The 20,787-nt window shown below is 61.2% G+C and carries 23 protein-coding genes; 10 read left to right on the forward strand and 13 right to left on the reverse strand.

The annotated features are described in order from the left end of the window. Positions 1 to 29 precede the first annotated feature (29 nt). A complete protein-coding gene (locus tag G9X64_RS07590) occupies positions 30 to 707 on the forward strand; it encodes a spermidine synthase (protein WP_168315091.1) in 678 nt (225 codons plus the stop codon). Positions 708 to 727: 20 nt separating this feature from the next. Here G9X64_RS07590 and G9X64_RS36980 read toward each other — a convergent pair whose 3' ends face one another. From G9X64_RS36980 to G9X64_RS07610, 4 genes are all read right to left on the reverse strand, one after another. Beyond that, positions 728 to 1,354 carry a CatB-related O-acetyltransferase gene (locus G9X64_RS36980; RefSeq protein ID WP_171376292.1) on the reverse strand — a complete coding sequence of 209 codons (627 nt, stop codon included), beginning with the start codon at positions 1,352 to 1,354 and terminating at the stop codon, positions 728 to 730. A 110-nt stretch (positions 1,355 to 1,464) separates the two neighbouring features. Further along, a complete protein-coding gene (locus tag G9X64_RS07600) occupies positions 1,465 to 2,259 on the reverse strand; it encodes an HpcH/HpaI aldolase family protein (RefSeq protein ID WP_168312224.1) in 795 nt (264 codons plus the stop codon). 99 nt (positions 2,260 to 2,358) lie between these two features. Next, positions 2,359 to 2,562: a hypothetical protein gene (locus G9X64_RS07605; RefSeq protein WP_168312223.1), complete on the reverse strand. Its 204-nt coding sequence runs from the start codon at positions 2,560 to 2,562 to the stop codon at positions 2,359 to 2,361. 120 nt (positions 2,563 to 2,682) lie between these two features. Continuing rightward, entirely contained in the window at positions 2,683 to 3,585 is a 903-nt protein-coding gene (locus G9X64_RS07610; RefSeq protein WP_171376293.1) for a choline sulfate utilization transcriptional regulator, read from the reverse strand. Positions 3,586 to 3,728: 143 nt separating this feature from the next. On the opposite strand from G9X64_RS07610, the gene betC reads away from it, so the two are divergent. Beyond that, positions 3,729 to 5,243 carry a choline-sulfatase gene (betC, locus tag G9X64_RS07615; RefSeq protein WP_171376294.1) on the forward strand — a complete coding sequence of 505 codons (1,515 nt, stop codon included), beginning with the start codon at positions 3,729 to 3,731 and terminating at the stop codon, positions 5,241 to 5,243. An 18-nt stretch (positions 5,244 to 5,261) separates the two neighbouring features. On the opposite strand, the gene G9X64_RS07620 is transcribed toward betC, so the two are convergent. Both G9X64_RS07620 and G9X64_RS07625 read right to left on the reverse strand, forming a co-directional pair. Beyond that, positions 5,262 to 6,122 (reverse strand): TIM barrel protein, encoded by an 861-nt coding sequence (locus G9X64_RS07620; protein ID WP_168312220.1) that lies wholly within the window; start codon positions 6,120 to 6,122, stop codon positions 5,262 to 5,264. Positions 6,123 to 6,188: 66 nt separating this feature from the next. Beyond that, positions 6,189 to 7,559: an amidase gene (locus G9X64_RS07625; protein ID WP_168315088.1), complete on the reverse strand. Its 1,371-nt coding sequence runs from the start codon at positions 7,557 to 7,559 to the stop codon at positions 6,189 to 6,191. A gap of 274 nt (positions 7,560 to 7,833) precedes the next feature. On the opposite strand from G9X64_RS07625, the gene G9X64_RS07630 reads away from it, so the two are divergent. Continuing rightward, on the forward strand, positions 7,834 to 8,112 hold the full coding sequence (locus tag G9X64_RS07630) for a hypothetical protein (protein ID WP_062940326.1): 279 nt from the start codon (positions 7,834 to 7,836) through the stop codon (positions 8,110 to 8,112). 72 nt (positions 8,113 to 8,184) lie between these two features. Next, a complete protein-coding gene (locus tag G9X64_RS07635) occupies positions 8,185 to 8,625 on the forward strand; it encodes a DUF1810 domain-containing protein (RefSeq protein WP_168312218.1) in 441 nt (146 codons plus the stop codon). 41 nt (positions 8,626 to 8,666) lie between these two features. On the opposite strand, the gene G9X64_RS07640 is transcribed toward G9X64_RS07635, so the two are convergent. Both G9X64_RS07640 and G9X64_RS07645 read right to left on the reverse strand, forming a co-directional pair. Beyond that, positions 8,667 to 8,855: a hypothetical protein gene (locus G9X64_RS07640; RefSeq protein WP_003547852.1), complete on the reverse strand. Its 189-nt coding sequence runs from the start codon at positions 8,853 to 8,855 to the stop codon at positions 8,667 to 8,669. Positions 8,856 to 8,937: 82 nt separating this feature from the next. Further along, a complete protein-coding gene (locus G9X64_RS07645; RefSeq protein WP_168315087.1) occupies positions 8,938 to 9,561 on the reverse strand; it encodes a TetR/AcrR family transcriptional regulator in 624 nt (207 codons plus the stop codon). 127 nt (positions 9,562 to 9,688) lie between these two features. Between G9X64_RS07645 and G9X64_RS07650 the strand changes: the two genes are divergently transcribed. After that, positions 9,689 to 9,904 (forward strand): hypothetical protein, encoded by a 216-nt coding sequence (locus G9X64_RS07650; RefSeq protein WP_168315086.1) that lies wholly within the window; start codon positions 9,689 to 9,691, stop codon positions 9,902 to 9,904. A gap of 179 nt (positions 9,905 to 10,083) precedes the next feature. Here G9X64_RS07650 and G9X64_RS07655 read toward each other — a convergent pair whose 3' ends face one another. Continuing rightward, positions 10,084 to 10,941 carry an SDR family oxidoreductase gene (locus tag G9X64_RS07655; RefSeq protein ID WP_129419120.1) on the reverse strand — a complete coding sequence of 286 codons (858 nt, stop codon included), beginning with the start codon at positions 10,939 to 10,941 and terminating at the stop codon, positions 10,084 to 10,086. Positions 10,942 to 11,188: 247 nt separating this feature from the next. Between G9X64_RS07655 and G9X64_RS07660 the strand changes: the two genes are divergently transcribed. Continuing rightward, positions 11,189 to 12,037 carry an IclR family transcriptional regulator gene (locus tag G9X64_RS07660; RefSeq protein ID WP_168312215.1) on the forward strand — a complete coding sequence of 283 codons (849 nt, stop codon included), beginning with the start codon at positions 11,189 to 11,191 and terminating at the stop codon, positions 12,035 to 12,037. Positions 12,038 to 12,060: 23 nt separating this feature from the next. Here G9X64_RS07660 and G9X64_RS07665 read toward each other — a convergent pair whose 3' ends face one another. Both G9X64_RS07665 and G9X64_RS07670 read right to left on the reverse strand, forming a co-directional pair. After that, positions 12,061 to 13,269 carry an amidohydrolase/deacetylase family metallohydrolase gene (locus G9X64_RS07665; protein ID WP_168312214.1) on the reverse strand — a complete coding sequence of 403 codons (1,209 nt, stop codon included), beginning with the start codon at positions 13,267 to 13,269 and terminating at the stop codon, positions 12,061 to 12,063. 205 nt (positions 13,270 to 13,474) lie between these two features. Continuing rightward, positions 13,475 to 14,344, reverse strand: a complete 870-nt coding sequence (locus G9X64_RS07670; protein WP_168312213.1) for a sigma-70 family RNA polymerase sigma factor — start codon at positions 14,342 to 14,344, stop codon at positions 13,475 to 13,477. 108 nt (positions 14,345 to 14,452) lie between these two features. On the opposite strand from G9X64_RS07670, the gene G9X64_RS07675 reads away from it, so the two are divergent. Beyond that, positions 14,453 to 14,911 (forward strand): carboxymuconolactone decarboxylase family protein, encoded by a 459-nt coding sequence (locus G9X64_RS07675; protein ID WP_171376295.1) that lies wholly within the window; start codon positions 14,453 to 14,455, stop codon positions 14,909 to 14,911. Between the two features lie 94 nt (positions 14,912 to 15,005). Here the strand turns inward: G9X64_RS07675 and rhaI are convergent, their stop codons facing one another. Further along, positions 15,006 to 16,298, reverse strand: coding sequence for an L-rhamnose catabolism isomerase (gene rhaI, locus G9X64_RS07680; protein WP_171376296.1), 1,293 nt, complete (start codon positions 16,296 to 16,298; stop codon positions 15,006 to 15,008). A gap of 76 nt (positions 16,299 to 16,374) precedes the next feature. Here rhaI and G9X64_RS07685 point away from each other — a divergent pair, with 76 nt between their 5' ends. Beyond that, positions 16,375 to 16,533: a YqaE/Pmp3 family membrane protein gene (locus G9X64_RS07685; protein ID WP_017958027.1), complete on the forward strand. Its 159-nt coding sequence runs from the start codon at positions 16,375 to 16,377 to the stop codon at positions 16,531 to 16,533. Positions 16,534 to 16,596: 63 nt separating this feature from the next. Here G9X64_RS07685 and G9X64_RS07690 read toward each other — a convergent pair whose 3' ends face one another. After that, on the reverse strand, positions 16,597 to 18,693 hold the full coding sequence (locus G9X64_RS07690) for a bifunctional rhamnulose-1-phosphate aldolase/short-chain dehydrogenase (RefSeq protein WP_171376297.1): 2,097 nt from the start codon (positions 18,691 to 18,693) through the stop codon (positions 16,597 to 16,599). Positions 18,694 to 18,891: 198 nt separating this feature from the next. On the opposite strand from G9X64_RS07690, the gene G9X64_RS07695 reads away from it, so the two are divergent. Beyond that, positions 18,892 to 19,704 carry a DeoR/GlpR family DNA-binding transcription regulator gene (locus tag G9X64_RS07695; protein WP_171376298.1) on the forward strand — a complete coding sequence of 271 codons (813 nt, stop codon included), beginning with the start codon at positions 18,892 to 18,894 and terminating at the stop codon, positions 19,702 to 19,704. Positions 19,705 to 19,752: 48 nt separating this feature from the next. Next, complete coding sequence (rhaS, locus tag G9X64_RS07700; protein WP_018497178.1) at positions 19,753 to 20,748, forward strand: rhamnose ABC transporter substrate-binding protein; 996 nt, start codon at positions 19,753 to 19,755, stop codon at positions 20,746 to 20,748. Positions 20,749 to 20,787: the final 39 nt, after the last annotated feature.

Below are 20,787 nucleotides of genomic sequence, written 5' to 3' on the forward strand. Positions count from 1 at the left end.
CGGTCTCTTTCATATGAGGCGATACCGTCATGCTGCCCTGGATCCAGCTCGATTCCGCGACCATTCCCGGTGAAAACGGCGAATTGCGGCTGAAGCGGCGCGGCGGCGAGTTCTCGATAATGCTCGGCGCCAACGAGCTGATGAACAGCCGCCTCAGCGGCTCGGAGGAAGCGCTGGCGAGCCTTTCCTGGGATCGGATCAAAATGAATCCGAAGCCAAGGATCTTGATCGGCGGTCTCGGCATGGGCTTTACCCTGCGCGCCGCTCTAGCCGTCCTCCCGGAAGACGCCGGCGTCACCGTCGCCGAACTGGTGCCTGCCGTGATCGCCTGGGCACGCGGGTCGATGGCCGAGGTCTTCAAGGGCTGTCTCGACGATCCGCGCGTCGGCATCCATCAGGGCGATGTCGGCGAGGCGATCCGTGCCGGCAAAGGCGCCTATGACGCAATCCTGCTCGATGTCGATAACGGCCCTGATGGCCTGACCCGCAAATCCAACGATCGGCTCTACGATTTCGCCGGCCTTCGCGCCGCCCGCGACGCGCTTCGCCCCGGCGGCGTGCTCGCCGTCTGGTCGTCCGGTCCGGACCCCGATTTCACGCGGCGTCTCAAGGATAGCGGCTTTACCGTCGAGGTCGTCAATACCCGCGCCAACCGCAAACGCGGCGCCCGGCATGTGATCTGGCTGGCAGTCAAATCGGGCGGCTGATGGAATGCCTGACAGAAACTTCAGGCGGCGTCCGTCTGCCGATCACCGTCGGTGCCCTGTCCCCGGAATGCCTGCAGCATGAGGTCGAGAAGCTCCTTGGTGGGCTCGCTGCAGAAGAGGATTTCAGAAATCTGCTTGATGCTCTCATCCGGCAGCTCCCACCATTTGAGCTGCATCATGAGATCGCGGATTTCAGGATTGAAGCGGTATCTTATGTGCCGAGCCGGATTACCGCCCACGATCTCGAAAGGCTCGACATCCTTATAAACATGCGAGCGGGCGGCGATGACCGCGCCATCGCCGATGGTAACGCCCGAAAGGATGGTGGCTCCGAAGCCGATCCAGACATCGTTGCCGATAACAACGTCGCCCTTCGTGCCGCTCGGCTGTTTGATCCCCTCGCCGCCGAGTTGCGACAAAAATTTCGCATGTCCGAAAGGATAGGTCGTGAAGCAGTTGGTCTTATGCTCGCCACCAAGCAGGATACTCACATCCATGGCCACGGAGCAGAACCTGCCGACCCGCAACGACGCGCCCTGGTCGTAGGTGAACACCTTGGTCCCCAAAACGCCGTAGGAATACTTTCCGATATATACGCGGCTCGCCCCGAATTCGAGTACGCGATCCTCAGCTACTGCATCATCCATAGACGGTCCCCCAATTGCGGGAGATTGTGCCGGGCAAAGCTTTCGCGAAGCTTGGGTCGACGCAACAAATGCGTGTCAGGTAGGGAACTGCGCAATGAAGCGCGCTCCGACTAACTTCCCGAAGCGATCCTGCGGGCGGCATTGATGGCGCGGCGGGCGCCGGAGCGCAGCTGCGCGGTCTCGGCACCGGCAATGACCAGATCGAAGCCGAATTTCAGCAGTTCGCCGGCCCGCTCGCCGTCGCCGGCGAAGGCGCAGGCGAATTTGCCGTGGGCGCGGCAGCGCGAAACCGCATGCTGCATCGCGCTGTCGATCTCGGCGGCGTTCGGCGCCACCTGGTCGCCGTTCGAGAGTGCGATCGAAAGGTCGGAAGGACCGATGAAAATGCCATCGATGCCGGCAACGCCGAGGATGCCGTCGATCGCCTCGAGTGCAGCCCGGGTCTCGATCATGGCGATGGCAACGGTGAGCGCGTTGGCGTTCTTCAGATAATCATCGGCCGACAGCCCTGTATGGTTGAGCGCCAGTGACGGTCCCCAGCTGCGCTCGCCAAGAGGCGGGTATTTTGTGGTCTTGACGAAGGCTTGCGCGTCTTCAACCGAATTGATCATCGGCGCGATGATGCCGGAGGCGCCGGCATCGAGCAGGCGCGAGGCGGAGGCGAAATCACCGACTGGTATGCGCGCCAGCGCCGGCTTGCCGGCAAGCCGCACCTGGGCGACGGCGTTCGCTGCCGAGGGCATGTCCCACATGCCGTGCTGCATATCCAGCACGATGGCGTCGAAGGCCTCCTGCGCCAGGTGATTGGCGAGCGTGGCGTCGGGAATACCGATCCAGGCGGAGATCATGCCGCCCCGGTGGTGCCTGATCCGGTCCGCAAAGCCGTCTATTTCAGCTGCGCTCATGCCATTCTCCTCAATTCGACAGGCCGTTAGCCGCCAGATATTTCTGCTCGAGGAACTTGTCGATGTCGAATTCCCTCAAAGCCATGGACGATTGCCGGCTCATCCTCTCCGGCGCAGCCGTGAAACAATGATTGTCACAGCGAGCCCCGCGACAGCCATTATTATTCCCCAGAGAACCCAGATGCTTTGGTTGATCATGAAACTGGACGCGGGATAGGGAAAATAGCCGCTTCCCTGGGCGATCCAGATGAGTCCCAACAGGATCATGAGCAGTCCAACGACGTATCCGACGCTTCGCGACATGCTTCGCCCCTTCCCTATGAATCGATGCCACAATGTCGATCGGCGTCGGTCATGACAAGGCTTCTCTCCTGAGCGCGAACATATTCCGGATGCAATGACGCGCCGGCCTCCGTCCGAATGTCATGTCCTGCCGACTTCATCCACCAGCCAGTTGCTGAGCCTTTCGCTATCAACATTTGCCGATCGCGGCGGTATCAGCCAGTAACCGCGGTCGCGGGCCTCGATAACCGGCCCGGCTTCCACCAGCATGTGCGTGGACAGAAGCGTATCGACCAGCCCCATCCAGCCGATCGCCACGCCCTGTTCGCTGAGAGCGGCCTGGACGACCAGCGAGTAAGTGTTGAAGCTGACATCACCGCGGCCGGCATGGAGATCGCGAGTGACGGAGAATTCAGCAAAATAACTTCGCCAGTCGAACCAGGGCGATGGCATCGGCGAGTCGAGATGGATCAGGATCGACTTGGCAAGCTGCTGCGGATCGTCGAACGGGCCGTTGCGATCGAGAAAGCCTCGCGTGCAGACGGGCACGACTTCTTCCTTCAGCAGAAGCGATCCGATAGCGCCGAATTCCGCCTTTGTGCCGAAAACCACCCCCACATCTGCGTCGTCACGAAAGCCGGGCTCAAGCCTCTGGGTCGCGACGATCTGTATATCCATTTCGGGGTGAAGGAGGCGAAAGCCGTGCATGCGCGGGATCAGCCAAAGCCCCGAAAAGGCATAGTCGGTTCTCAGTCTGACGACCGGCCTTTGAGCCTCAGCGCGGAAACTGCGCGCCAGGGCATCGATGTCACCAACCGTCTTGGCCGCGACCTGGAAAAGGCGTTCGCCCTCCTCAGTCAACTCGACGCCGCGGTGCTGTCGACGCAGCAGGGCGACGCCGAACTGCTCTTCCAGCCGCCGAATCTGATAGCTGACGGCGGGCTGCGTGAGGCCGAGAACTGCCGCCGCGGCCGAAAAGCTGCCGAGCCTTGCGACCTCCGCAAAGACGCGCATCCATCCCAGCTCAGGCCGACGGTCTGGCATAAAAATTCCTTTTGGTAAGCATCAAAAAAAGCCATCTTTACAAGCAGGATGATAGTGGTTTTGATAAGATCTGCAAATAGCAGTGGGCGTCGACTTCCAGCAAGACCTTCCCCCGCCTTTGAGACCACAGGAGACAATTTCGCATGGTGCGTCCGAATATCCTCATCCTGATGGTCGACCAGTTGAATGGCACTTTCTTTCCCGATGGCCCTGCCGATTTTCTGCATGCGCCGCATCTGAAATCACTGGCAGAGCGTTCCGTGCGCTTCACCAACGCCTATACGGCAAGCCCGCTCTGCGCACCGGCGCGGGCCTCCTTCATGTCCGGACAATTGCCGAGTCGAACCCGCGTCTATGACAATGCGGCGGAATTTGCCTCGGACATTCCGACCTATGCGCATCATCTGCGCGCTGCAGGATACCAGACAGCACTTTCCGGCAAGATGCATTTCGTCGGCCCTGACCAGTTGCATGGCTTCGAGGAACGCCTGACGACGGATATCTACCCGGCCGATTTCGGCTGGACGCCTGACTATAGCAAGCCGGGCGAACGCATAGACTGGTGGTATCACAATCTGGGTTCGGTCACCGGCGCCGGTATTGCCGAGATCACCAACCAGATGGAATATGACGACGAGGTCGCCTACCACGCCGGCCGCAAACTGTTCGATCTCTCGCGCGGTCATGACGAGCGCCCCTGGTGCCTGACCGTCAGCTTCACCCACCCGCACGACCCCTATGTCGCGCGCCGCAAATTCTGGGACCTCTATGAGGATTGCCCGGCACTGGACCCTGCGGTTGCGCCGATTGCCTTCGAGCGGCAGGACCCGCACTCACAACGTTTGATGAAAGCCTGCGATCACGCCGGCTTCGACATCAGCGATGAGCAGATCAGGCGGGCAAGGCGGGGCTATTTCGCCAATATTTCCTATGTCGACGAGAAGATCGGTGACATTCTCGGCGTCCTCGAACGGACCCGCATGGCTGAAAACACGATCATCCTCTTTGCCTCCGACCATGGCGACATGCTCGGCGACCGCGGTCTCTGGTTCAAGATGAACTTCTTCGAAGGATCGGCCCGCGTTCCGCTGATGATCGCAGCACCCGGCTGGAAGCCCAGACGGATCGATCAGCCTGTCTCCACGCTCGACGTGACGCCGACGCTGGCGGGTCTTGCCGGGATCGATATCGCCTCGCTGAAGCCGTGGACCGAGGGCGAAGATCTGGCAGCGCTTGCCGAAGGCACCGGCAGCCGCAGCCCGGTGCCGATGGAATATGCCGCAGAGGGTTCCGAAGCGCCGCTCGTCTGCATTCGGGATGGCCAATACAAACTCTCGCTCTGCGAGAAGGACCCGCCGATGCTGTTTAATCTCGAGGCCGATCCACAGGAGCTCGACAATCTGGCGGCCGACCCGGCGCATGCCGAGATCTTGGCAAGGCTTGCCGAACAGGCCGGCCGGCGCTGGAACCTTTCCGATTTCGACGCAGCCGTACGCGAGAGCCAGGCGCGCCGCTGGGTGGTCTATGCGGCGCTGCGCAATGGGGCCTATTATCCATGGGACTACCAGCCGCTGCAGAAAGCCTCGGAGCGCTATATGCGCAACCACATGGATCTGAACGTGCTGGAGGAAAACCAAAGGTTCCCGCGCCAGGAATGAGCAAGAAGCGCTGCTGATTTAAGCCGTCTTGCGCGCCGGCGCCTCGCGCAGGAAATCCTCGATGAACGCCTTCTGCAGCAGGATGCCGTCCCATTCGTCAGGGAAGAAGGGCGAGTCGTAGATCAGCGTGAAGGGACCGTCGTAACCGGCTCTCTCGCACATCTCCAGGCACGTGCGGTAATCCTCGGCATCGAGGCCGGCAGTGCCATAATCGGCTTTGGCATGGCAGATTTCCGCCCGGCCCATGATATCGGCAAGGCCCTCGTATTTCGCTGGCGCCGCCCAGTTGCCGAGGTCGCCGTTGAGACCGACCTTGCCGTCCAGCCGGTCCAGCAGCCAGTTCATTTCGACGGGCGATGGCAGCAGGTCGAACCAGTTCTCGACGACAACACGCACGCCGCTGCCTTCGGCCTTTCCGGCCAGCCAACTCAGATGGCGCGCGGCGCGGGTAAGGTTTTCCTCCGTCGGCTTCTGCTTGCCGGCAATGACGCGCATCCTCTCAGCCCCAAGGGTTGCGGCGATGTCGATCCACTCCGCCATCCATTCAACGTCGCGTTCGGCCGTCTCCGGATGACTCGGATCACCGTCCTCGACGAGTAGCGTCTGGAACAGTACGTTCGAGGCCGCCATCGCATCGCGCAATTCGCTTATATAGGCGGCGTCGAGGCTCGGCAGATGGAAGGAACAGACCTCCAGCCGGTTGACGCCGCGTGCCGAGAGCGCCGCCGGCACGTCGATCAGCGCCGCGGCGCCGGGGCCATAGGGTTCCTTCGCCGCTGCACTTTTCTCGGGATCGGGACTATAGGCATGAACGGCGCCGAGCAGCCGATGCAGCGACCATGTCGAAACCGCGAAACGTCCGTTTTGCAAAACCTGCACGTGCTTTCCTCCGGGATCTCCTCATGCCATCAATGGCAACTAAATCCCGGCGGTTCAATTGCCAATTCAGGCAAAATTGTCGCGGATGACCGCCTCGGCCGCAAGGGCGATCCCCAGCAGCGCCTCATCGCGATGGGCAGTGGCCGAAAGCAGCAGTCCAACAGGCATGCCTGATACACCCGTGCCGCAGGGAATGGAAACGCCGCACCAGTCGAGGAAATTGCCGAGCGCGGTGTTGCGCAAGGTCTTGTTGTTCGTCGCGAAGAACAGCTCGTCATCCTGCGCCAGCGGCCCGATCGGCGGAGCGACATGGGCAACAGTGGGAAAGGCGAGCAGCCGGTCGCCGACGAGGCGCTCGACATCGGCGATCAGGCGGCTGCGCGCCTCGAGGATCGCTAGGTAATCCGGCAGCGTCGTCTTGCTTCCGAGACGGGTGCGCATGACGACGCGGTGGTCCATCCTGTCCGCGTCCGGTCCGGCCAAGCGTTCCTGATGAAGTGCGAAAGCCTCCGCCGTCACCAGCGGACCATATCTCGTCATCAGATCGAATATTTCGTTGAAGGCGGGAATGATGGTGCGGGCAACCTTGGCGCCGGCCTTTTGAAGACGTCCCAAAGCCGCCTCGAACGCGGCGACGACACCGACTTCAGCGCCATCGAAGACGATATTTTCAGGTACGATGAGTTCCAGCCCTTGCAGGGGATGCGCAACGACATCGGGCGCCGTCAGGCCGCGCATTGCCGCGTCGATCCAGACCGCGTCCCTGACACTGCGGCAGAGCGGCCCCAGCGAATCCAGGCTCTTTGCCAGCGGATAGACGCCTGCCATTGCGTGGCGGCCGCGCGTTGCCTTGTAGCCGACGATGCCGTTGAAGGCGGCGGGAATCCGCACCGAGCCGCCGGTATCGGTGCCCATGGCGACCGGCACCAGTCCGGCCGCGACGGCGACACCGGCGCCGGAGGATGAGCCGCCCGGAATGCGCGGGAGATCGAGGCTTCGCGGATTTACCGGCGTGCCGTAATGCGGATTGATGCCGAGGCCGGAAAAGGCGAATTCGCTCATATTGGTGCGTCCGACGGCGACCATGCCCGCCTGCCTGAGCAAAGCTACGACAGCCGCGTCGCGCTTGGCCGGCATATCCTCTGCCAGAACGACGGAACCCGCTGTCGTCGGCAAGCCTTCAATGTCGAAGAGATCCTTCCAGGCAATCGGAATGCCGTCCAGCAATCCAAGCGAGCGCCCTTCCCGCAGACGTCTCGAGGAGGCGCGCGCCTCCTCCATCGCCCGGCTTTCGAGCAATGTGGTGAAGACCGCCTTGTCGGCATAATTCGCGATGGAATCGAAGACCGCCTCGGCCACTTCGACCGGATCGGCCGCGCCACCTTGAATGAGGACGGAAAGCTGCGCGACCGACATCGCGCCGAAGGATTTGCTCATGGGACTGTCCAGAAGAGAGATGTTCCTCTCTGGACTACCCCGGATCATTCCGGTGAACCAGAGCTTCACGATATTTTGCATTTATTGGTACGATTTCTTGAACACTGAGTTTGGATATCGCCCCTTCAATTGCCACGATCGAAGACACACATGCTGCCCGCATGCGAAGCCGGTTCGGCATGAGGGTGAGAGTTTGCTCTGAGAACTCGGCTGCGCATGTGTTGCAGGAGTAATTAAAATGACAGATTGTGAAACTTTAAGCCGTCGCCAGGATATGGTGACCCTCCATGTAAAAGAGGACGAAACCGCCGGTTTAGGCGAGCGCGATTATGTAGATCATGTCAGCGCCCAGAAACTTTCGGCCTTCGAGCGCATTGTCGTGGTCGGAGCGCTGGTTCTCTTGAGCTTTGCGGGTTTTGCCGCATATTCTTCCGGCAATACGGACCCGATGACAACATCGGCCATTGCCGCCCCGGCCGGCGATAACATGCCGCCGCATCCGGCCTACGGCCATTGCCGCGATAGCAGCCCCTACGCTGAGAGGGTTTGCTGATAGCAAAACATATTGCCGGGCGTGGAAACCTTTGCCCAGGCTGCATCGACAGCAGGAAAAGGGAAAAGGACCATGGCCGGCGACATCGACTACAAGCTTCACCGCTTCATCGACGCCCAGAACGGCGTCTACGAGCGGGCGCTCTTAGAGCTGAAGGCCGGACGCAAGACGTCCCACTGGATGTGGTTCATCTTCCCGCAGATCGCCGGTCTCGGTACGTCCGCGATGGCCGAAAAATATGCGATCCGCTCGGCCGAGGAAGCCGCCGCCTATCTCGCCGATCCCATTCTCTCAAGCCGGCTGCTGCGTTGCGTCGAGGCGATCCTGTCGGTGGACGGCCGATCGGCGCACGAAATCCTGGGTTCACCCGACGACCTCAAGCTGCGCTCGTCGATGACCTTGTTTGCCGCGATCAGCGACCATGGTTCGCCCTTCCACAGGGTGATCGAGCATTTCTATCAGGGAATATTCGACGAACGGACGATGGAAATCCTTAGCGCCAGCACAGACTGACTTTATGCCGGTCGGCTTAAAATCTGTTGCAAATTAAATAGTTATCGGCCCGGCCTGCTCTCCAGCGTGGCAATTTCCTCGGAAATTTCGCTCAGCCGCTGACGCAGATCGCTGTCGGTGCCGTCATCGACTTCTTCCTCGCCGAAACAATAGCGCGCATCATGGAGCTCCAGCTTGGCTTCGAGCTCGGCGCGCTTGGCATATAGGCGTTTGAGATAGACGTAGTTCATCTCCCTGCCTCCACATTGCCCTCGGGTTAGTGTGAAAACGGCATGGAAGCGGTAAGGTTCCCCTCCCACACACTTGCGGTGGTCAGGCGAAAGAAGCGATCGCCGCGTGGCAGGCCTTGGCGAAATGACCGCAGCAGCCGGCAGCGCCCATGGCCTGACGGCTGACACGTGCGCCCTCGAGCAGCAGCGTCAATGTATCGGCAAGAAGCTGGGGTTCGCGCGCGCCGGCCGCCGAACAGAGCGCGGCCAGGCGATCACGCTGTTCGGCCTTGTGCCGCTCGATCATTTCGTGGGCTGGATGGCCCTCGCCCTTCAGCTCGATGGCGGCATTGGCGAGATCGCAGCCGGCGGGCTCGCCGTTCAGACATTGCGCCCGCAGCTCCACCCAGGCGTCCAGCTGGGCGCGCGGATTGCCGGGATAGGCCGTCTCCAGATCGCGCCAGATGGCACCCGCCTTTTCGGAGGCGCGGCGAAGCGTTTCGCAGACGAGTTCGTCCTTCGAGCCGAAATGCCGGTAGAGCGTCATCTTGTTGGTCAGAGCCGCATCGGCAATGGCATCGACGCCGATGCCGCGAATGCCGCGCTCGCGGAAAAGCTCCGAGGCGGTCGAGACGATACGCTCCCGCGGCGGGATGCGATCTTCTGGAACGGCTGCGGAGATTTCATTCGAAGTTTCTGATTTTTTTGCGGACGTAGTCCTTGACATCAATGTGACCGATCGGTAACAAATGCATTGTTACTTACCGGTAACACCACGAAACGCGAAAGTCAATGCCGAGGGCATGGCAGCGGAAAGTGGAACACGGGCCACCGCCCACGAAAGGAGGACAACCATGACAAAGACCAGAGATGACCTGACGATATCCGAAGCCCTTCGCGACCCCCTGATCGCCATGGTGTTGCGCGCCGACGGCGTAAAGCTTGAAGACTTCAAGCAACTCCTGGAGACGGCCGCCCGCAAGCGCGAACCGCGCTCGAAATCGGTGGGCAATATGATCGGAGCACTCGCAAGCCGCGCCAATCTGCCGGCAGTGCCCTGCTTCGGCTGAAGAAGCCACCTGAACAGCTTGGGGATCTCTCCCTGCCCCCGTCAAGGGCTGCCGTCAAAACCAGACGGCGGCCCTTGCCGCTTTAAAGCATGTCGCGCAAAAGTGTGCAGCGGTTTTGCGACAACGGCAAGCGTCAAACAAAGACTTAAGCGCAAGGGGTCGAACGATCGCGACGCGCTTTAGAGAATAGGTTTGCCGCCGGTAACCGCGATTGTCGTGCCGGAGACATAGCTCGACAAGGGATCGGCCAGCATCACGTAGGCTGTCGCAAGCTCGGCCGGCTGTCCCGGCCGTTTCATCGGCACCTGCTTGCCGAAATTGCTGACGCTTTCTTCAGGCAGTGTCGAAGGGATGAGCGGTGTCCAGATTGGCCCGGGCGCCACCGCATTGGCGCGAATGCCTTTCTCGGCCAGAAGCTGCGCAAGGCCAGCGGTGAAATTCTGGATCGCGCCCTTGGTCGTCGCATAGGCAAGCAGCGTGGGGTTTGGACTGTCCGAATTGATCGAGGCGGTGTTGATGATGGCGCTGCCGGGTTTCATATGGGCGACGGCTGCCTTGGTCAGGTAGAACATCGAATGGATATTGACCTTGAAGGTCAGTTCCCACTCTTCATCGCTGATCTCGTCAATGCTCTTGAAGCTCGCCTGATGTGCGGCGTTGTTGACGAGAATGTCGATACCACCGAGCTCCTTGACCGCCGTCTCGACGATCTGCCGGCAGTGGGCCGGATCCTGGATGTCGCCGCTGACGAGGATAGCCTTGCGGCCGGCCTGCTCGACCAGCCGTTTCGTCTCGTCGGCATCCTCATCCTCGTCGAGATAGGAGAGCACCAGATCGGCACCTTCCCTGGCATAGGCGATTGCCACAGCCCGTCCAATGCCGCTATCGCCGCCGGTGATGATCGCCCGCTTGCCCTTCAGCCGCTCGGAACCGCGATAGCTCTTTTCGCCGTGGTCGGGGACAGGGTCCATCTGCGCGGTAAAACCTGGCATCGGCTGTTTCTGGGATGGGAAAGGCGGTGTGGGATAATTTGGCATGGTGACCTCCTGGGTTCAGGGGGTCAAACTCGGGCTGATGCTTGTTGTTCCAAGTCTCGCCGCGGAATGACTACTCGAGCAACCGCGCGCGCTGAGCACGCTCGCGGTCGTCGCCACATCCTAAATTTCCGGTGATATTGAAAACAGAGCTTCATCTGGTCGGCTCAATCCGACTAGCAACCCGCGAAATGTTGCCATTTGCCACAGCGACAGCTATGCCATAGTAATGTAACATAATCGCGTTTTCATGAGGTGCGTGGAATTGGACGGAAAGACATCAGCCGCAGTTTACTCCGAAGATGAGGGCGTTACCGGCGAGATCGGTGGCAAGGGTGCGCGCCGCGCGCGCGTCAGCGGCATCGACCGGGCGCTTCAGGTGATTGATCATCTTTATGAAACCGGATCGCCCGCCGGCGTCTATGCCATCGCAAAGGCGGTGAAGGCGCCGCTGTCGACCGTTTACGTCATCGTCGACGATCTCGTCGAGAAGAACATGTTGACACGCCAGGCGGACGGCTCGATCTGGCTCGGCGCGCGGCTCTACCATTACGGCCTTGCCTATGCCAGGTCGCTGGATTTCATGAGCATCGCCACCCACGAAATGCACGATCTCTGCCGCCAGGCCGGCGAAACCGTGCAGGTCTGCGGCCGCGACGGCGACTATATGCTGGTGTTGGCCATGGCCGACGGCCCGAGCCATTTTCAGGTGGCATCCCGCGTCGGCACAAGGGTCCCACTGAACTGGACGGCCTCCGGCCGCCTGCTCGTCGGCCACCTGGCCGAGGAGGAGCGCATCGAACTGTTCAAGCGCTGCGCCCGCTCTTCACCGACCGGCCGCGCCGAGATCGATCCGGGCACGCTGTCGGAAGCCGCCGGCAAGGCCTTCGAGTCGCGCCTGTCGATCCAGGCAGGGGAATCGGATTATGCGGTTGCCTGCATCGCCTCGCCGATATGCGATCGCGATGGCCAGTGCGTCGCCACCATTTCCATCGTGCTGCCGGAACAGAAGGCGTTTTCCGACGAGAACCACTATACGGCGCATGTGCGCAGTTCAGCGGAACGGATCGAAAAGCTGATGGGCTGGCGCAACCGCTGAGCATTGCGCCCGGCCCGCGGATCCTACCTGTAGGAATAGCCGTGGCTGTGGCGCACCAGCTTGCGCGCCCGCGGCACATAGCGGCTGGCAGCGAAAGCATCGGCGCCCATTACCGCATAGCGCGGCTCGAACAGCTTATTGAGGACCGAAACGTCGCCGTTGGAATCCGTCGCCTCGATATCGGAATCGACCAGATCGAAAATAGTGAATTCCGCTTGCGAGCCGACCGCTAGGCCGTTCTCCATCGACAGCTTGATGACGGATGCCGGCGCATGGGTGACGGCTTCCACCACCTTGTCGAAAGGCATGCCGACGCTGAGGAGTTTAGACATCGTCGTCGCCAGATCCCAGACCGGGAAGTTCATCGAATGGCCGTGCAGATCGGTCGAAATCGAGAACGGCAGAAGCCCGCGGGCGATCGCCGCCTCGGCGACCTTGAAGGAGAAGGAGGCGCCGCCATGGCCGATGTCGAGACGGATGCCTTCGGAAGCGCAACGCTCGGCGAGATTGAAGAGATCCTCGTCTTCCATGATGCTCGACCCGGCCTTGCCGTTGAAGCAATGCGTGACGACGTCGCCGGGGCCGAGGATCTCTAGCACTTCGTCATAGAGCGCCGGCGGCTCGCCGACATGCACCATCATCGGCACTTTCAAGATCTTGGCGATCTTCTTGCCGAGCTTGACCGGGGTGACGCCCCAGGACCCGGTGATGACATGGCTGGCGCGCACCTTGATGCCGACGATGTGCTCGCTGTTTTCGGCATAGACTTCGAGGATGCGGTCGAGATCGATATCTCTTATATCTCTGAGTTCGGCGACGCGGTTGCAGGCGACAAGGCCGATCGAGCCGAGGTTCAGGAAAGCCTTAATGCGCTCGCGCGACGGTTCGATGATATATTCCCGAAAGCCATGGAAATTCGCCTCACCGGCCGAGCCGGCATCGACCAGCGTGGTGACGCCGCGCTCGACGCCGCATTCGGACGGGCGGATGGAAATATCGGTGCCGCCGTGCCAGATATGCACGTGCAGATCGACCCAGCCCGGCGAAATGAAGGCCCCCTTGCCGTCGATGCGCGTCACATCCTGCGAGACGGAAAGCGAAGAACCGATCTCGGCGATCCTCCCATCGGCATTGACGAGAATGTCGATCGCCCCCTCTGCTGCGTCAGAGCCGAAAGCGATCGGTTTGACATTGGTGAGAAGAAGCGGCTTCTTCGCCTGGTCGCCGGACATGAATGCATTCCTTTCGAAGTCTCGGACCGGGATCGCTCCTCGGTCAAAATTCCATAGTTATGTTATATAAATCTTTATAATAGAATAAAGCCGAGGATGCTGCTGTCAAGAAAAATGACGCGGGCGACACCGCTCAGGAAATGTCAGCGGGGCGCTCCTTCTAAAGCACGCCTATATCGAAGGTCCGGCAAATTCGCGTGTGTTTTCAATTCCGAAGGATCGAATAATCGAGCTGTTCCAGGTGATCCGGATCGGCGATGGCGTCGATCGCGGCGATCCTGCCATCAGCGATCGTCAGCGCCACAACGACGCGGAGCTGGCCCTTGATCTCCACGACGAATCCAAGCTCACCGTCGACGATGGCGATTTCTGCCGCCTGCGCCCGCCCCTTGAAGGCTTCGGCCACGTGAGCTGCGCCGCGCATTTCGCCAATGGTGCCGAAGCGGGCGGCCGTCGCATCCGGCCGGAAGACGACGTCAGGGGCAAGCACCGCGATCAATCCCTCCAGATCGCCATTGCGCGACGCCGTCAGAAAGGCCTCGGCGATCGTCCGTTTACGGCCGAAATCGACATCCGGCGCTTCGTCCACCCCCTGCACTCGGCGGCGGGCGCGGCTTGCGAGCTGGCGGGTCGCGGCGGACGAACGGCCGATGATCGGCGCAATCTCGTCGAAGGGCAGGTCGAACATGTCGTGCAGCACGAAGGCGACACGTTCGGCGGGCGCCAGCGTCTGCAGCACGACGAGCAGCGCCAGCCCGACCGAATCGGCAAAGGCGGCTTCGCGCTCGGGATCGTTCGCCGGATCGGCGATCCCAGCGTGAACAGGCGCCTCCAGCGGCTCCTCGCGCCGGGTCTTGCGGGCACGCAGCATGTCGAGGCAGATGCGCGCCACCACCGTCGTCAGCCAGCCGCCGAGATTGCCGACCCCTGTCGTATCGGTGCGGCTAAGCCGCAGCCAGGCCTCCTGAACGGCATCCTCCGCCTCGCTGCCCGAGCCGAGCATGCGATAGGCTGCGGCCCTCAGATGCGCTCTGTTCGCCTCGAACTCTTCGGTCAGCCATTTTTTCTCGTCCATTTGTCACATTCCTCCGCTGCATCCCGTCAAGGCCATGACGAATGAACCCCGGCCGATGTGACAGCGCCGGCGGATCGTCAAACAGTAAACCTGTAGAGGAGACTTATCATGCAGGAGAGAATGGGAAATCCCGCCCTCGTCCTTCCCGCAGCCATGCAGGCGCTGGCGGCTCTCAGCAAGATGCCGGCCGAAACCGGCCTTTCGCCCAAGCTGCTCGAACTCGTCAACCTGCGCGCCAGCCAGATCAACGGCTGCAGCGTCTGTGTCGACGGGCATCCCCGCATCGCAAAGAAGCTCGGTGAAACCGACGAACGGCTCTTCGCCATCGGCGCCTGGCGCGACTCGCCCTATTTCAGCGATGCCGAGCGGGCAGCCCTTGCGCTGACCGAGGCGGTGACCCGCGTCAGCGACCGCGCCGACCCTGTGCCGGATGATGTCTGGGACGAAGCGACCCGGCATTATGACGGCAGGAGCCTTGCAGCACTCGTCATCGCCATTGCCAACATCAATGTCTGGAACCGGCTGAACATCGCCACCCGCCAGATCGCCGGGGCCTGGAAGCCGTAAACGGCGAAGTTGCCGGCAGCGCGTCACCCCTGCGCTGCCGGCAACCACCATCCCTAATCAGCATGGCTTCAGGCCATGCGAAACAATCGGGTGTTCAGATGATGCCGCCGCCGCCGGCAGCGGAGGCAGGGCGTTCGGCCGCTACCATCTTGCGATAACCGCTGGCGCGGAAGACAGCGATCGGGTCGATCGCGCCGCCGGCGCGGCGGCGGGCCTCGGCCAGGATCGGCTCGACATCGGCGCGATAGGCGCGCTTCAGCGTTTCCGACGCCATCAGCGCGTCATTGTCGTCCTGATAGCCCGCGAGCGCCCGGCGGTCGACGAGCAGCGCCTGCGCATAGGCGCGGCGGATTTCGTTGGCGCTGTTGATCAGGCTTTCGATCGGGTCGGTGACATTGTGCGACTGGTCGATCATGTGGGCCGGATTGAAATCGTTGACGCCGCGCTGCTCGGCGTCCACCAGTTCGTTGAAGACGAGGAACAGCCGGTAGGGATCGATCGCGCCAGCGTCGAGATCGTCATCACCATACTTCGAATCGTTGAAGTGGAAGCCGCCGAGCTTGCCGAACTGGATCAGCCGGGCCACGATCATCTCGATGTTGGTGTTCGGCGCATGGTGGCCGAGATCGACGAGGCAATAGGCCTTGGGGCCGAGCGTCTGAGCGATCAGGTAGTTGGTGCCCCAATCCTGCACGATGGTGGAATAGAAGGCCGGCTCGTACATCTTGTGCTCGGAGAACAGCTTCCAGTCGTCGGGCAGCGCCTTGTAGATGTCCGCCATCGAGGCAAGGTAACGCTCGAAAGCCTTGGTGAAATGGCTCTGGCCGGGGAAGTTCGAACCGTCGCCGATCCAGACTGTCAGCGTCTTGGAGCCGAGCGCCTTGCCGATTTCGATGCATTCGAGATTGTGCTCGACTGCCTGTGCCCTTGTTGCCGCATCGGTGTGGCTGAGCGAGCCGTATTTGTAGGAATGGGCCTGGCCGGGCGCATCGGAAAAGGTGTTCGAATTCATCGCATCGAAGCCGAGGCCGAGCGCCTCGCCCTTGGCCTTCAATTCGCTAGCATCCGCCTTGTCCCAGGGAATATGCAGTGAGACGTTCGGGGTCGCCTGCGTCAGCTGATTGATGACAGCGCAATCGTCGAGCTTGTCGAAGATGCCGCGCGGCTCGCCGGTACCGGGGAAACGGGCAAAACGCGTGCCGCCGGTGCCCACACCCCAGGAGGGAACGGCAACGAAGAATTCCGCAACCTTCCGGGTGACCGCCTCGATATCGACGCCGCGACGGGCAAGCGTCGCGCCCAGTGCCTCGTAATCGGCTTTCAGCGCGGTTGCCCGCGTGTCGTTATCCGTCGCGACCAGATCTGGCGCAATCCTGGAATCTGTCATCTATTCCTCCCTGGTCGCGAACCATAGGGCACGGTTCGCGTTCAAACGCTTAAATGTCTTCAACGAAGGAGCTACGATGGACGTTGTCCGCATTCTTCTTGCGATCATCCTGCCGCCCCTTGGCGTATTCTTGCAGGTCGGGATCGGCCTGCATTTTTGGCTCAATATATTGCTGACACTCTGCGGCTATCTGCCGGGGATCATCCACGCAATATGGGTGATCCTCCGGAAATAGCTCTATCCGTTTGCTTTACGCGTTCCGGACGCAAAACCGCTGCACACTGTTGCTGGAATTGCTCTAGCGCGTAAAACTCTGCACGTTGCCGGCATCGACGTTGATGATGTTGCCGGTCGATTTTGCCGAAAGGTCCGATGCGAGGAAATAGATCGCCTCGGCGATATCTTCCGGAAACACGTTGAGTTTCAGCATCGAACGCTTGCGGTAATGTTCCTCGAGGTCGTCCACCTCGATCTTCGACGAGGCAGCGCGCTGCTCGCGCCATTCGCCGCTCCAGATCTTCGAACCGCGCAGGACGGCATCCGGGTTGACGGTGTTGACGCGGATGCCGGCATCCGCGCCTTCCAGCGCCAGGCAGCGGGCGAGATGGATTTCGGCAGCCTTTGCGGTGCAATAGGCCGACGCGTTCGGTGAGGCGGCAAGACCGTTTTTCGAAGCGACGAAGATGACGTTGCCGCCGAGTGCCTGACGGCGAAACAGGCGGAAGGCTTCACGCGAGACGAGGAAATAGCCGGTGGCGAGAATATCGATATTGCGGTTCCACGTCGCCAGTTCGGTCAATTCGATCGGCGCGGAGGAGGCAATGCCGGCATTCGAGACGAGGATATCGATGCCGCCGAATTCGACGCAGGTTTCCGCGAAGGAGGCGATCACCGCATCTTCCTTGGTGACGTCGAGCCGGACGCTGCGCACGGCGTCGGCGCCGAACTTCTTGACGAAATCGGCTTCAGTGCCCTCGAGCGCTGCCTGGTCGATATCGGCAAGCACCACGCAGGCCCCTTCGCCGACGAGGCGTGCGGCGGTCGCCCGGCCGATACCGCCGGCGCCGCCGGTGACGAAGGCGACGCGGCCGGCAAGGCTCTTCGGCTTCGGCATGCGCTGCAGCTTGGCTTCTTCGAGCAGCCAGTATTCGATGTCGAAGGCTTCCTGCTCCGGCAGGCCCTGATATTGCGAGACCGTCGAGGCGCCGCGCATGACGTTGATGGCGTTGACGTAGAATTCGCTGGCAATGCGAGCCGTCGCCTTGTCGCGGGCAAAGGACAGCATGCCGACGCCGGGCACGAGGAAGATGACCGGATTGGCGTCGCGCATGGCGGGCGAATTGTCGTGCTTGCAGTCGTTATAATAGCGGGCGTAGTCGGCGCGGTAGTCTTCCAGCGCCTTGTCGAGACCAGCGACGATCGCGTCGACATCCGGCTTCGCCGGGTCGAAATCGACGATCAGCGGGCGGATCTTGGTGCGCAGGAAGTGGTCAGGGCAGCTGGTGCCGAGCGCGCCGAGCGGGCGCAGATCGCTGGAATTGACGAATTCGAGCACGGCGTCCTGATCGTCGAAATGCCCGAGCTTGCGCTCCTGCTTGCCGATTCGACCGCGGATCTCCGGCATCAGCCGGGCGGCGATGGCGCGGCGTTCGGCAACGGCCAGGCTCTCAGTGATCGCGCCGCCGAAAATGGTCTTGCCTTCGGTCTTTTCGACAAACCAGACGATTGCCTTGTTGATGATATCGAGCGTCAGTTCGTAGCAGGCCTTGGCATCGTTCGCCCAGGTGAAGAGGCCGTGACTCTCGAGCACGACGCCCTTGGCATTCGGGTTTGCGGCAACGAAAGCGCCGAGGTCGAGGCCGAGCTGGAAGCCGGGACGGCGCCAGGGCAGCCAGCCGATCTCGTCGCCGAAGATCTGCTGCTTCAATTCCTTCGAATTCTTCGACGCGGCAATCGCGATGATCGCGTCGGGATGCATATGGTCGACATGAGTGAAAGGCACGAAACCATGCAGCGGCGTGTCGATCGAGGCAGCGCGGGCATTCAGGTTGAAGGTGCAGTGCGGCAGGAAGCCGACCATGCGGTCCTCGTCCTCGACACCCTTGTAGATGCCCTTCAGCGACTCCAGCTTGTCCTGGTAGAGTGTCGCGAAACCGTCGAGCTTGATCGTGCCGACGTCGCCGCCCGAGCCCTTGACCCAGAGTACCTTCACCTTGCCGCCGGTCAGCGGATCGGTTTCCAGCACCTTCGCCGAGGTGTTGCCGCCGCCATAATTGGTGATGCGCTTGTCGGCGCCGAGCAGGTTGGAACGATAGAGCAGCTTGCCAGGCTCATCGAGGCCTGCCGCGTAAGCATCATCCCACCGGTTTTCCAGAAGCCGGACGTTCGCCGCCATGTCATCCTCCCATATGAAATCTTCATCGAGACGCAAAGTTCGCGCCGCTTTTCGCTGACGGTATCGCTCATCAAAACGGAGGTTGTCAATCGAAAACGATCAAATTCGATTATTGTGCAGCGCAATATGAAAATTTATGATCGTTTTTGATTGACACATTGTCATATGTGCGAAATAAACGATCGAAGGAGGAGCCCCATGCACGAACGCGAACGCCATCGCATCATTCTGAGCGCCGTTCAGGAAAAGTCCGTCGTGACGGTTCAGGATATTTCCGAACTGACCGAGGCTTCCGAGGCGACGATCCGGCGCGACATCGCGGCTCTTCATGTTCAGGGCAAGATCCGCCGTGTGCGCGGCGGCGCCGAGGCCGTGCATCCGCCGCAGCTCGGCAATCTCGCCGGGCGCCCTTTCCGCGTTTCGGAATCGGTCAACATCGACAAGAAACGCGCAATCGCCCGCCAGGCGGTCGAGCTTTGCGATCCTGGCGATGCGATCATCATCAACGGTGGCACGACCACCTTCCAGATGGTGCATTTCATGGCGGCGCACCGCCTGCAGGTGATGACCAATTCCTTCGCCATCGCCGAACATCTGGTCAAGCATTCGAAGAACACGGTAACGGTGCCGGGCGGCGCGATCTATCGCGAGCAGAGCCTGATCCTCTCCCCCTTCGACAATGACGCGATCCGCAATTTCTACGCTCGCCGCTTCTTCATCGGCGCGCAGGGCGTCGGCCCGCTCGGCATCATGGAAGCCGACGCGCTGATCATCCAGAGCGAGCAGAAGCTGATGCATCAGGCCGACGAACTGGTCGTCATGGCCGATTCCAGCAAGTTCCATCGCCGGTCGAGCCTCATTCTGTGCCCGCTCGATCGTGTGTCTACAATCATCACCGATGACGGCATTCCAGAGGAAGCCGTCAGGATGATCGAGAATGCCGGCATCAGGCTCATCGTCGCGAGCCCGGTCACCCAGGCAATCAAGGAGGATTCCTCGTCGGTCGCATAAGGCGCCGGCCAGGTGTGAAGAGTGTCAATCAAGTGGGAGGATGAAAGCATGAAACTCGCAAAGAAACTTGCAATCGGCGTGGCATTTGCCGTCGCCATGATGGCCGGCACGGCAAGTGCTGCCGACATCAAGATCGGTCTCGTCGTCAAGTCGCTCGGCAACGGCTTCTTCGATGCCGCCAACAAGGGCGCACAGGAAGCCGCCAAGGAACTCGGCGGCGTCGAGGTCATCTATACCGGTCCGACGACGACGACGGCCGAAGGCCAGATCGAAGTCATCAATTCGCTGATCGCCCAGGGCGTCAGCGCCATCGCCGTTTCGGCCAACGATCCCGACGCGCTCGTTCCGGCGCTGAAGAAGGCTACGCAGCGCGGCATCAAGGTCATCTCCTGGGATTCCGGCGTCGCACCTGAAGGTCGTATCCTTCAGCTCAACCCGTCGTCCAACGAGCTGATCGGCAAGATGTGCCTGACGCTCGTCAAGGACCATCTCGACGGCGGCAAGGGTGACTTCGCCATCCTGTCGGCAACGACCACCTCGACCAACCAGAACATCTGGATCGACCAGATGAAGAAGCAGCTCAAGGATTTCCCGGGTCTCAACCTCGTCACCACGGTCTATGGCGACGACCTCTCGGACAAGTCCTATCGTGAAGCCGAGGGCCTCTTGAAGGCAAACCCGAACATCAAGGTCATCGTCGCTCCGACGACGGTCGGCGTTCTCGCCGCATCGAAGGTCGTCGAAGACAAGGGCCTGGTCGGCAAGGTCTACGTCACCGGTCTCGGCCTGCCGTCCGAAATGGCCGGCGCGATCAAGTCGGGCGCCACGAAGGAATTCGCCATCTGGAACCCGATCGATCTCGGCTACTCCGCAACGCAGATCGCCTATCGCCTCGTCAAGGGCGAGACCGACGGCAAGCCGGGCAGCGAGATCGAAGCCGGCCGCATGGGCAAGATCAAGGTCGGCGACAACGGTGAAGCCGCCATGGCCGATCCCTTCGTCTACAATGCTTCGAATATCGACCAGTTCTCCAAGGTCTTCTGATCCGGAGCCGACCCATAAAAGCCCGGCGGCCCGATGGCC

It is taken from the genome of Rhizobium sophorae, from assembly GCF_013087515.1.
In the GTDB taxonomy this organism is placed as follows: Bacteria; Pseudomonadota; Alphaproteobacteria; order Rhizobiales; family Rhizobiaceae; genus Rhizobium; species Rhizobium sophorae.